General features: G+C 61.7%; 10 protein-coding genes and 1 pseudogene. 6 read left to right on the forward strand and 5 right to left on the reverse strand.

Annotation, left to right across the window (positions count from 1 at the left end; translation table 11 throughout):
* The first annotated feature begins 1 nt into the window (after window position 1).
* Together MKZ87_RS15240 and ligD are read left to right on the forward strand one after the other, a co-directional pair.
* Window positions 2-955, forward strand: a complete 954-nt coding sequence (locus MKZ87_RS15240; RefSeq protein WP_266201242.1) for a class I SAM-dependent methyltransferase — start codon at window positions 2-4, stop codon at window positions 953-955.
* Between the two features lie 17 nt (window positions 956-972).
* On the forward strand, window positions 973-3,519 hold the full coding sequence (gene ligD, locus MKZ87_RS15245; RefSeq protein WP_266201243.1) for a DNA ligase D: 2,547 nt from the start codon (window positions 973-975) through the stop codon (window positions 3,517-3,519).
* Here the strand turns inward: ligD and MKZ87_RS15250 are convergent, their stop codons facing one another.
* Window positions 3,520-3,924 carry a hypothetical protein gene (locus MKZ87_RS15250; RefSeq protein ID WP_176247761.1) on the reverse strand — a complete coding sequence of 135 codons (405 nt, stop codon included), beginning with the start codon at window positions 3,922-3,924 and terminating at the stop codon, window positions 3,520-3,522.
* Window positions 3,925-4,054: 130 nt separating this feature from the next.
* Window positions 4,055-4,369, reverse strand: a complete 315-nt coding sequence (locus tag MKZ87_RS15255) for a DUF2388 domain-containing protein (protein WP_085698689.1) — start codon at window positions 4,367-4,369, stop codon at window positions 4,055-4,057.
* Window positions 4,370-4,616: 247 nt separating this feature from the next.
* Here MKZ87_RS15255 and MKZ87_RS29055 point away from each other — a divergent pair.
* The 3 genes and pseudogenes from MKZ87_RS29055 to mqo all read left to right on the forward strand — a co-directional run.
* Window positions 4,617-5,375, forward strand: a pseudogene (locus tag MKZ87_RS29055) (MCP four helix bundle domain-containing protein); the annotation flags it as partial.
* Between the two features lie 129 nt (window positions 5,376-5,504).
* Window positions 5,505-6,230, forward strand: a complete 726-nt coding sequence (locus MKZ87_RS29060; protein ID WP_371917932.1) for a methyl-accepting chemotaxis protein — start codon at window positions 5,505-5,507, stop codon at window positions 6,228-6,230.
* Between the two features lie 491 nt (window positions 6,231-6,721).
* Complete coding sequence (gene mqo / locus MKZ87_RS15265; RefSeq protein ID WP_007957153.1) at window positions 6,722-8,371, forward strand: malate dehydrogenase (quinone); 1,650 nt, start codon at window positions 6,722-6,724, stop codon at window positions 8,369-8,371.
* Window positions 8,372-8,437: 66 nt separating this feature from the next.
* Here mqo and MKZ87_RS15270 read toward each other — a convergent pair whose 3' ends face one another.
* From MKZ87_RS15270 to MKZ87_RS15280, 3 genes are all read right to left on the reverse strand, one after another.
* On the reverse strand, window positions 8,438-8,866 hold the full coding sequence (locus MKZ87_RS15270) for a nuclear transport factor 2 family protein (protein WP_085704153.1): 429 nt from the start codon (window positions 8,864-8,866) through the stop codon (window positions 8,438-8,440).
* Between the two features lie 403 nt (window positions 8,867-9,269).
* The gene (locus MKZ87_RS15275) at window positions 9,270-10,136 is read right to left on the reverse strand and encodes a CAP domain-containing protein (RefSeq protein WP_085704155.1); all 867 of its coding nucleotides are present in this window, start codon (window positions 10,134-10,136) and stop codon (window positions 9,270-9,272) included.
* A 129-nt stretch (window positions 10,137-10,265) separates the two neighbouring features.
* Window positions 10,266-11,036 (reverse strand): alpha/beta hydrolase, encoded by a 771-nt coding sequence (locus tag MKZ87_RS15280; protein ID WP_227235207.1) that lies wholly within the window; start codon window positions 11,034-11,036, stop codon window positions 10,266-10,268.
* 111 nt (window positions 11,037-11,147) lie between these two features.
* Here MKZ87_RS15280 and MKZ87_RS15285 point away from each other — a divergent pair, with 111 nt between their 5' ends.
* Window positions 11,148-12,092: an aldo/keto reductase gene (locus MKZ87_RS15285; RefSeq protein WP_085704161.1), complete on the forward strand. Its 945-nt coding sequence runs from the start codon at window positions 11,148-11,150 to the stop codon at window positions 12,090-12,092.
* The last annotated feature ends 4 nt before the right edge of the window (window positions 12,093-12,096 follow it).

Raw genomic sequence — 12,096 nt, forward strand, 5'->3', positions numbered from 1 at the left:
AATGAATCAGGAAGAACAACTGACCGCCAACGACCTTGTGCTGCTGCAACTGGGTAGGCGCCTGCAGGCCGACGGCTATCGTTTCATCACCCCGACGCCGCTGACCCATCAACGGGTCAACCAGCGCGACGAAGGGCAGGCCGCCGATTGCCTGCGGGATGTATTCGGATGGTCGCGCCCGTTCGAACCGGGCCTGCTGTCTGCCGATGAACAGCGGCAATTGCAGGACGCCCAAGTGATCGATCAGTTCGACGGGCGCTTGAAGAGCCGCGTGCGCTGGTCGAGCCTGGATGACCTGCTTTTCGTGCATTCCGGATTTCCAACCGATGCCGCCGATTCGGTGTTCTTCGGCCCGGACACCTATCGCTTTGCCCAACTGATCCACAGCCATTTGCAGCAGAGCTTTGCGCCCATCCACCGTGCGGTGGATATCGGTTGCGGCGCCGGAGTCGGCGCGATCCTGATTGGCCGAGCCCGGCGAGAAGCGCAAGTGCTGGCCGTCGATATCAACCCCGCCGCGTTGCGCCTGACCACGATCAACGCGGCGCTGGCTGAAGTGGCCAATGTCGAAGTGCGTGCCAGCGATGTGCTGCAAGGTGTCGACGGCGAGTTCGACCTGATCGTCGCCAACCCGCCCTACATGGCCGATCCGGCCGGGCGAGCTTACCGCCACGGTGGCGGAACACTGGGGGCGGGTCTGTCACTGCGGATCGTCGAACAGGCGCTCAATCGCCTGAGCCCCGGCGGCTCGTTGCTGCTGTATACCGGTGTGGCGATGGTCGATGGCCGCGATCCCTTCCTCGATACGGTATTGCCACGGCTGGATGAAAAACGCTTCGCCTGGACCTATCGCGAACTCGATCCCGATGTGTTTGGTGAAGAATTGCTCAATCCAGGCTATCAGCGCGTCGACCGGATTGCCGTGGTAGCACTGACTGTGACTCGAACTGGCTAAAACAAGGCAGGTGCAGGATGAGCAGGAATCTCGACGACTACAACCGGATGCGCGACTTTTCGGCGACCTCTGAACCGTGGGCCGACCGCCGCCGGGGCAAGAAATCGGCCGGCGATCATGCCCTGCAATTCTGCATTCAAAAGCACGACGCCTCGCACCTGCATTACGACTTTCGCCTGGAACTCGACGGCGCACTCAAGAGCTGGGCGGTGCCCAAGGGGCCGTCGCTGGATCCCAAGGTCAAGCGGCTGGCGGTGCACGTCGAGGATCATCCGCTGGACTATGCGACCTTCGAGGGCAGCATTCCCGAGGGGCATTACGGCGCCGGCGATGTGATCGTCTGGGATCGCGGCGTTTGGATTCCGCTGGAAGACCCCGAGAAGGCCTACGCCAAGGGCAAGCTCAAATTCGAACTGCAAGGCGAGAAGCTCGCCGGGGTGTGGAATCTGGTGCGCACCCACATGCCGGGCAAGAAAGAGCAGTGGTTCCTGATCAAGCATCAGGACAGTGCCGCGCGCCCGCAAAGCGACTACGACGTGCTGGTCGCCGAGCCCGACAGCGTGCTCAGTGAACGCACGATCGTCGACAAACCCCGCCTCAGTGCAAAACAGGTCAAGCCACTGAAGGCTTCGGCGAAAGCTGCGCGCAAACCGGCCTCAGACAAACTCGCCGGCGCGCACAAGGCCAATATCCCCGCGCAGCTCAAACCGCAACTGGCCACGCTGGTGGAGAGTGCTCCGGAAGGGGATTGGCAATACGAGATCAAGTTCGACGGCTACCGGATCATGGCGCGCATCGATCATGGAGAGGTGCAGTTGTTCACTCGCAATGGGCATGACTGGACGCACAAATTGCCGAAACAGGCGCAAGCCCTTGCGGCGCTGGGCCTGGAATCGGCGTGGCTTGACGGTGAGATGGTCGTTGCCGACGCAGACGGCGTGCCGGATTTTCAGGCCCTGCAAAACGCGTTCGATTCCGGGCGCAGCGAAAACATCCTCTATTACCTGTTCGATGTGCCGTATCTCAACGGCGTCGATCTGCGTGAAGTGCCGGTGCAGGAACGACGCGCAGCGCTGGCCACGGTGCTGAAAGCCCATGAAGATCCGCTGCTGCGCTTTTCCGAAGCGTTCGACGAAACCCCGCAGGCATTGCTTAACAGCGCTTGCCAGATGCGCATGGAAGGCTTGATCGGTAAACGTCTCGGCTCACCTTACGTGTCGCGCCGCAGCAGTGACTGGATCAAGCTCAAGTGCAAACACCGCCAGGAATTCGTGATCGTCGGTTACACCGATCCGAAAGGCGCGCGCAGTGCGTTCGGCGCATTGCTGCTGGGTCTGCATGATCGTGACAGCGGCGAGTTGCGGTACGCCGGCAAGGTCGGCACCGGATTCAATGAAACCACCCTCAAGAGCATCCTTGCCCGGCTCAAACCGCTGCGGGTGAAGAAACCGGCAGTGGCCAATCCGCCCACGGGTTTCGAAGCCAAGGGGGTGCACTGGCTCAAGCCGAGTCTGCTGGCGGAAGTGGCGTTTGCCGAAATGACTCAGGACGGCTCGGTGCGCCACGCCGTGTTCCATGGCTTGCGCGAGGACAAACCGGCCAAGGACATCACCGAGGAGCGCGCCAGACCGATGAAGACGTCAAAGGCCCAATCAACCGCGCCGTCCCAATCCGGCCTGGCCGACGGCAAGGTGCGGATCACTCACCCCGACCGGGTGATCGACGCCAGCAGCGGCACCACCAAAATGCAGCTGGCCGAGTATTACGCCAGCGTCGCCGAATGGATTCTGCCGCAGCTCAAGGATCGCCCGGTGGCGCTGGTGCGTGCGCCGGACGGTATCGGCGGTGAGCTGTTCTTCCAGAAGAACGCCGAAAACCTGGCGATCCCCGGCATCCGCACGCTGGACAAGGAGCTGACCGGCCAGCCGGTGATGCTGATCAACAACGCCGAAGCCTTGATTGGCGCGGTGCAGATGAGCACGGTCGAACTGCACACCTGGAACGCCACCACGGTGGATCTGGACAAGCCCGACCGCTTTGTCCTGGACCTCGACCCGGACCCGGCGCTGCCGTGGAAAAGCATGGTCGAAGCCACGGCGCTGACCCTGACCGTGCTTGATGAACTGGGCCTCAAGGCGTTCCTCAAGACCAGTGGCGGCAAGGGCATCCATTTGGTAGTGCCGCTGACCCGCAAGCATGGCTGGGACGAGGTCAAGGATTTCAGCCACGCCATCGTCACTCACATGGCGAAGTTGTTGCCGGAGCGTTTTTCTGCGGTGTCCGGGCCGAAAAATCGGGTGGGGCGGATCTTCATCGATTACCTGCGCAACGGTCTGGGCGCCACCACCATTTGCGCCTACGCGGCCCGTACTCGCGAAGGGTTGCCGGTGTCGGTGCCGCTGTTTCGTGACGAAGTGGGCGAGATCAAGGGCGCCGATCAATGGAACGTGCGCAACGTTCACGAACGGCTCGCGGAGGTGGGCGATGAGCCTTGGGCGCAGATGAAGAAAACCCGGCAGAGCATCACGGCCGAGATGCGCAAGCGGGTGGGCATGAAAAAGTGATCAAGTGCCGCGCAGCAAGTCGTGGGCGTTGAGCAGATCGAACGCGACTTGCGGATTGTTTTCCAGGCCACGGCGGATGGCGGCCGGAATGGTTTTGCGGGTTTTTCGGCAGAGCCCCGCCAGCTCTTCGACCTCGATCTCGATGCCGCCTCGCACCGTCCGCACTTCACCGAACTTCGGTGCGATCAGCACGCGAATCCCCAGCTGATCGAACATCTTGCCTTGCAGACGCTCAAGATCGGCGAGGTCTTTGAGGTTTTCCAGACGCTCTAGCAGACGCTTCTCCTCCTCGCGGGTCAGCAGCAGGATGCGCACATCCGCGCCGGGTGTATCCAGCAACGGATCGCGCCCGCAGATGCATAGACCCGGCGGGCAAGGAGAGCGGAGGGAGGCGGAAATCGTCATGGCCTCCATCATAGAGGCCCTCAGACGGTTTTGCCCATGGTGGTTCGACAGCCGTCCATCGGCAGTGCACACCATCGGCAGGAAACAACGGTGGCGGATCCGTCAGCCACGATCATCGGACGTGCCGTGGTTACTGCGACAGACCTTCGTAATGAACCAGGATGGCATTGGCCAGCTCTTCATCGCTGGCGTTCAGGCCAGGATTGTCCTGACGCACCTGTTGCAGCACCGATTCCAGGTACACGCCACGGATCGTTCCGCCGCTGGCGACGAATGCGGACAAGTCGTCACGGGCCGGAATCACCATTTTGTGATCCTTGAAGGTCGAATACAGCGAAGCTGAAACCCCCGCCGAAGTGGCGACATCCCCTGCGTCCACGCGAGCAAGGGCCGAGCCGAACGGCAGGCACAGCATGAGAGACGAAACGAGTAATAAACGGCGCATGACGGTGTTCCTCCAGCAGCGTAAAGCGAAAAGGAAGTACCACATAATGTGAGAGGTGCCGGACAGCACGGGAGTTCCGTACGCCGGGCCCGGCGGTCGCGAGCGAGAACGAGAAGTGCTGCACAGTCCTCGTTTTTACCGGATGTAACGACACACCCTGCGACGCTCTAAAGCGGCGGATTCACGCAAATAGGCTTAACTGAAGCGTTGAAAGGCGCCGCGTGGCGCGACCAGAGAGGAAATCACGGTGTCGATCAAACTGCGTTTGGTGTTGCTGATTGCGACCAGCCTGCTGACGGCGTTGATCGTGAGCCTGGTCAGTTACGTCGGCAATCAGCGGATGGCGTCGGCGGTCAGTGACAACGCGGTCAGCATGAGCGCGCTGCGCAACCACATGGAAGCCGACATGATGCACGACGCCCTGCGTGCCGATGTGTATTCGGCGATGCTGGTGGGGCTGGGCAAAAGCACGAGTTCGGCGGACGAGGTGCGCCGTTCGGTTGAGGAGCATGCGGCGCATTTTCGCGAGGTGCTGGGTGACAACCTCAAGCTGCCGCTCAATCCGACGATCAGGTCCGGGCTGGAGCAGATCAAGCCCAGCCTCGATACCTACATCAGCGCCGGCGAGCAGATCGTCGGCCTTGCACTGGAAAACCCGGACAGCGCCCAGCAGCATCTGGGCACCTTCAGCACCGCATTCAGCCAGCTCGAAGAACAGATGGCCTCCCTCAGCGAACTGATCGAAACCAATACCCGGCAGACCAGCGAAGGCACCGGGGCGGCGATCCGCAACGCCAATGTCGCACTCGCTATCGTCCTGATCGCCAGCCTGGTGCTGCTGTTGGCCCAGGGTCGCTGGGTGATCCTGAGCATCATGGGGCCGTTGAAATCCGCCAGCCGCATCGCCGAAAGCATCGCCCACGGCAACCTCAGCGAACCGATCGCCGAACCGTCCGGCAAGGACGAAGCCAGTGCGCTGATCCGCACGCTGGCCACCATGCAGCACGACCTGCGGGACATGATCGACGTGGTGCGACGCAACGCTCACGGCGTCAGTGGCATGAGTGAACAACTGAGCCACGGCTGCCATCAGGTGGCCGACAGCAGCCAGCAGCAAAGTACTGCCGCCGGCACCATGGCGGCCGCCGCGAGCCAGATGACCGCCAGCATCGAGGAAATCACCCGCCACGCAGAGCGCGCACTGGACATGGCCAGCCAGGCCGAATCACTGGCGAAAAACGGCGGGCAGGTGATTCATCAGGTGGTCAGCGACATGGACGACATTGCGCGATCCGCCCAGCAATCGGCGCAGGTGATCCGCACCCTGGATCAGGAATCCGAAGGGATCTTCAACATCATCCAGGTGATCAAGAGCATCGCCGACCAGACCAACCTGCTGGCGCTCAATGCGGCGATCGAGGCGGCCCGGGCGGGCGAACAGGGCAGGGGCTTTGCGGTGGTGGCCGATGAGGTGCGCAGTCTGGCTGCACGCACCAGCGCCTCGACCCAGGAAATCGCCGCGATGGTCGCGCGCATCCAGAACAGCACCCGCGAGGCCGTCAGCAGCATGGAGGCCGGTGTTGCACAGGTCGACAAGGGCATGGCCGTCACCGCCGACGTCGAACGCGCCATCCGCGAAATCCTCGACGCCACCCTGAGCACCACGCAACTGGTCAACGACATCACTCGCACCATCGGCGAACAGAGCCAGGCGAGCAACGAGATTGCCCATCAGGTGGAAATGATTGCGGGCATGTCGGAGGGCAACAGCAAGGTGATCGGTCAGACGGCCACTACCACGGATGAGCTGTCGAGCCTGGCGGGGCAGTTGGCGCAGTCGGTGGATCGGTTTCGGTTGTGAGGGGTTTCGGACTGCACAACTGAGTGGTGCAGAGACCCGATTTGTAACAGGTGAAAGTCCGGGTGCCGGATTGGAAGAGCCTGTCAACCAGCTGAAAGGCTTAAGCCAGAGCCGCTGACGGGGTCATGTTCGGGCGCTGTCTGCCGATAAGTCCTTGAACGGATAAAGACTATCGAGTCGCGAACAGACGCGCGGGTTTGCCATGACGTGATATTCTTCGCGCCACTTGTTTTGACCCCATTCAGTCGGGCGCGCTATTCGGCGGGCCAGGCAGAACCCCTGTCGCTCAAGTAGCTGAAGCCAATAATGATAAAAAGTCAGTTCAGAAGGGACATATAACTGAGGTCGACGCAGCCAGTCGGCCTTGTGTGCCCACCCGTCAAAATTGAAGTGTGTCGGAACCCGCGACGCTGGCCTGAGTGTCGCGAAAAAGGGGGAACGCATACGCACAACAGCGGCGGGCGGAAGGCGTTTTATCATAGGTGCAACAGATGTTTAAAAAAGTGAACACAGCCTTGCTGGGGCTGGCTTTGGCGATGGGGATGTCGTCCGCCAATGCCGAAGAAGCAAAGAAAGTCGACGTCCTGCTGATCGGCGGCGGCATCATGAGCACCACCCTGGGTGTGTGGATCAATGAGCTGGAACCGACCTGGTCGATGGAGATGGTCGAGCGCCTCGACGGCGTCGCCCTCGAAAGCTCCAACGGCTGGAACAACGCCGGTACCGGTCACTCCGCACTCGCCGAGCTGAACTACACCCCGGAAGACGACAAGGGCAACGTCACGATCCCGAAAGCTGTCGAGATCAACGAAGCGTTCCAGGTCTCCCGCCAGTTCTGGGCCTGGCAGGTTCGTCAAGGCGTCCTGAAAGACCCTCGTTCGTTCATCAACACCACTCCGCACATGAGCTTCGTGTGGGGCGATGACAACATCAAGTTCCTGAAAAAGCGCTACGAAGCCCTGCAAGCGAGCCCGCTGTTCGCCGGCATGCAGTACTCCGAAGACCCGGCTGTGATCAAGAAGTGGGTTCCGCTGATGATGGAAGGGCGTGACCCGAACCAGAAAATCGCGGCCACCTGGAGCCCGCTGGGCACCGACATGAACTTCGGCGAAATCACCCGCCAGTTCGCCGGTTACCTGCAGACCAAGCCTAACTTCAGCATGAAGCTGTCGAGCGAAGTCCAGGACATCACCAAGAACGCCGATGGCACCTGGCGCGTCAGCTACAAAAACCTGAAAGACGGTACCAAGACTGAAACCGACGCCAAGTTCGTGTTCATCGGCGCCGGCGGCGGTGCACTGCACCTGCTGCAGAAGTCCGGTATCGAAGAAGCCAAGGAATACGCTGGCTTCCCGGTAGGCGGCTCGTTCCTGGTGACCGATAACCCGGCCATCGCCGAACAGCACCTGGCCAAGGCCTACGGTAAAGCTTCGGTTGGCGCGCCTCCGATGTCCGTTCCGCACCTGGACACCCGTGTCCTGGACGGCAAGCGCGTCATCCTGTTTGGCCCGTTCGCGACGTTCAGCACCAAGTTCCTGAAGGAAGGCTCGTACCTGGACCTGTTGACCAGCACCACCACCCACAACATCTGGCCGATGACCAAGGTCGGCATCAAGGAATACCCGCTGGTCGAGTACCTTGCCGGTCAATTGATGCTGTCGGATGAAGACCGTCTGAACGCGCTGAAGGAATACTTCCCGAACGCCAAGGCTGAAGACTGGCGCCTGTGGCAAGCCGGCCAGCGCGTGCAAATCATCAAGCGTGATGAAGCCGCTGGCGGCGTGCTGAAACTGGGCACCGAAATCGTTGCTTCCAAGGACGGCTCAATTGCCGGTCTGCTGGGCGCATCCCCAGGCGCTTCGACCGCTGCACCGATCATGCTGAGCGTGCTGCAGAAAGTCTTCAAAGACAAAGTCGCCAGCCCTGAGTGGCAAGCCAAGCTGCACCAGATCGTTCCAAGCTACGGCACCCAGCTGAACAACGATCCGGCCAAAGTGGCTGAAGAGTGGGCCTACACCGCCAAGATCCTGCAACTGCCAACCCCTCCGGTGATTGGCCAGGCTGCAGCTCCAGCGGCGGACGCCTCGGCTGAAAAAGCCCCGGCTCCAAAAGAAAGCGCTGCACGTGACATGGCTCTGTAACCAGACGCCTGACACACGAAGCCCACTGAACCGGTGACGGTCAGTGGGCTTTTTTGTGTCCGGGGATCAGGCTTTGGCGGCGGCCAGGTACGCCCCCAGACGCCGTCCCATCTCTTCGCCCAAGGCTTGCAGCCCACTCAACGGCCGCACCATCACCTCGAACTCGACAATCTTGCCCTGTTCATCGAAACGGATCATGTCGATGCCCTTGAGCTCCTTCGCGCCGACTTTGGCGCTGAACTCCAGCACCACATTCAGGCCATCGGCCGTCGCCAGTTCACGGTGGTATTTGAAGTCTTCAAACACTTCGAACACGGTATTGAGGATCATCGAGACCACCGGTGCGCCGGGGTAGGGCGTATGGGCCATCGGCGAACGGAATACCGCTTTGGGGTCGAGCAGCTCCGGCAGGGCCTTGAGGTTGCCGGTGCGGATCATCTCGTGCCAGCGGTGCAGGGATTCTGCAACGTGGGGGTGCAGGTTCAGATCGGACATGGTTTCACTCCTGTATTTTTTGTTGTTCTTGGCGCGGCGCCCATGACTCTAGATCAAAGCGGCACAATGGAAACCCTCTGTACTGATCTGAATATCGACCCATGCGCCGGGCCGATCCATCTGATCCGCTTTTTCCTGTCGGATCTGCGTCTGTAACCATCTCAGCCACGGGCCCAGAATAGCCCTGCCGTTCGGCCACACGCGACGCGCTTCATTCCGGAGCGCCCGGTGCGCCGGACATTCAGTAATCAGGAGGCCTTCATGGCTAAGATGGCGATTTTCCTCGGCGGCTTTCTTGTGTTGACCATCATGATCGGCGTTCTTGCCACGATTTCTCCGGTTTGACGATCAGTCGTCGAAGTGCGACTTGCAGCGCTGTTCGAGGTTTGCGGATGACACCGGATCAAGGCGCGCCGAACAGCATCGTCCAGTAAACCCCTTCATCACTGCGCGCCTCACTGGCAAACCCGGCGCCGACCTGGGTGAACATCGGGTTCATCAGGTTGGCGCAGTGTCCGGGGCTGGCCAGCCAGCCGGCCATGGCCTTGCCCGGTGAGCTTTGCCCGGCGGCGATGTTTTCGCCGATCTGCCGGCCACGGTAGCCGGCCGCCCGGGCGCGATCTGCCGGGCCGTCGCCGTCCGGGTCGCGGTGTGCGAAGTAGTTGCCGTAGGCCATGGCCTTGCTGTGGCCCTGGGCGGCGGCGCCGAGCGCCGGGTTCCAGCTCAAGGGCCGGGCGGCGGCGAAGCGCTGGCGACCGCACATGCGCGGGCGGGCGCGGGCGGCGTTGACCTCGGCCAGCAACGCCTTGCCGACGTTGCGGTTGTCGCCGACGCGACTGTCGAGCACCGGCCGGGCCAGCACCACTTGCCATTCACTGCGGGCGCGGCTGATGCCGATGTCGGCGTATTGACCGTCGAGCAACGCGCCACAGTAATCGTCTTGCAGCATTTCGAATGCCTCTTCGGCGTCCTGCGCACCGACGATCCGGATGCTGCGCACCGCCACGGCCGCGTAGCCGGAATCCTTCAATCGTTCGCGCAATCCACCACCGTAGCCATAGCCGACCGGCAACGCCAGGTTTGACTTCAGCGTCAGCGGCGCGAGCCGTTGGGCCGGGCGTCGGTCACAACGTTGCGGATGGGCGCGGTAGTCGTTGATGGCGGCCACCAATTGGCGCTCGGCGCCGGCGTGGGCAGGAGGAGAAAGCAGGGGAGAAAGAATCAACAGGCACAGAGAAACGAAGCGAGACGAACGTACGGCGTGGCGCATGGGACGCAAAGCTCTGAAAAGGACAACGCTGAAGGAAAGTCAACCGCAGAACACGGCGCGGGTAGGACTGGCCTTTTTGCACTTGGTTCACCCGTCAGCAGCGGGTTTCAACGGCTGCCGACGAAGTGCTCAGCGATTCAACACATCCTCGATCCATTGCAGGTATTGCGGCCGTTCGGAAATCGAATTGTGTGCCGAATCCGCCACCACTTTGAGCGTGGCCACACCGTCGGGAAAACTGTGCAGCAGGCGTTCGGTGCTGGCCCGTGGAATCACCTCGTCATCGCTCGCTGCCAGCAACAGCGTTGGCACGCGGATGTGCGCCGCGTACTGGCCTGACCGGAAACGATCCTTGAGCAACCACTGCACCGGTACCCACGGGTATTGGCGGGCGGCGATTTCTTCGAGGCTGTTGTAGGGCGTGACCAGAATCAGCCGCTCCACCGGCCGCTGGCTGGCCAGCCGTACCGCGACCCCGGAACCGAGGCTGCGCCCCAGCAGCGCGATCTGTGAATGACTGGCATACACCTGATCGAACAGCGCCAGCGCGTCCCCGGCGATCGCCTCTTCGGAGGGCGAACCGCCGCTGCCGCCAAAACCCCGGTAATGCAGCAAATACAACGAATAGTCAGGGAACGCCTCGGAAAACTCCGGCAGGTTGCGCGAAACGTCCTCGGCATTTCCGCCGAAGTAGATCAGCGCTTTGGCTCCGGAGCGCTCGCGCACAGCCACGCGGATCTCGGCGTCGGGCATGTTCAGCGTCAACCGTGAATCCGGTGACTCCACGCTGGCGGGCTGGGGGAAATAGATCAGCGCCCGCTGAAATACGAACAGCGCCGCGCACAGGATCAAGTACACGGCGACGATCAATGCGACGAGTGACAACAAGGTTCTGGACATTCGACTAACTTTAACCGGGCGCGCAGGTTGGCTGTCGCAGTGTAGTCCAACGGTTTTACGGGCTGCGTCAAAACACAAGGTGCAACAGATCCACAGGGCAAGGGCGCCAGCATGAACCACACTGAGGGATATTCCCGCCGCCGGTTGCTGACGCTGGCAGCCGGGGTGTCAGCGGTTTTCACCTTTGACCGGGCGCTGGCCGCCATTACGTCGCCGAACGCCACAGGAGCCCAGACCATGCAGACACGTCCCATCCCTTCGAGCTCCGAGCCACTGCCGCTGGTGGGGTTGGGCACGTATCGCGGTTTCGACGTCGCTCCCGGCGATCCGGTCTACAAACAATTGCCAGGGGTGCTCGGCGAGCTGTTCAAAAAGGGCGGCACGGTGATCGACAGCTCGCCCATGTACGGCCGCGCCGAGGAAACCACCGGTGAATTGCTCTCGATCCACGAACCGCGTTCGCCGGCATTCCTGGCGACCAAGGTCTGGACTCGTGGCCGCGAAGAGGGCATCGCGCAGATGGAACAGTCGTTCAGCCTGCTGCGCACCGAGCGCATCGACCTGATGCAGATCCATAACCTGCTCGACTGGCAAACCCATCTGCCGACCCTGCGCGAATGGAAAGAGCAGGGCCGCATCCGCTACATCGGCATAACCCACTACACGCCGTCGGCCTATGACGAGGTCGAAGCGGTGCTCAAGGCCGAGCCGCTGGATTTCCTGCAAATCAATTACGCCCTGGATGATCGCGGGGTCGAGAAACGCATCCTGCCGCTGTGCCGCGAACTCGGAGTGGCGGTGATCTGCAACCGGCCCTTCGGCGGCGGCGACCTGCTCGCGCGGCTCAAGGGCAAACCGCTGCCGGGCTGGGCGGCGCAAGTCGGGGTCAAAAGCTGGCCGCAACTGGCGTTGAAATTCCTGCTGGCGCATCCGGCGGTGACCTGCGTGATTCCCGGCACCAGCAATCCGTTGTACATGGCCGACAATGCCGGCGCCGGATTCGGGCTGATGCTGACCGATGCGCAGAGGCAGCAGTTGATTGCACTGGTCAGTTAGTCAT

The sequence above is a fragment of the Pseudomonas sp. MCal1 genome (assembly GCF_026341415.1).
GTDB lineage: Bacteria > Pseudomonadota > Gammaproteobacteria > Pseudomonadales > Pseudomonadaceae > Aquipseudomonas.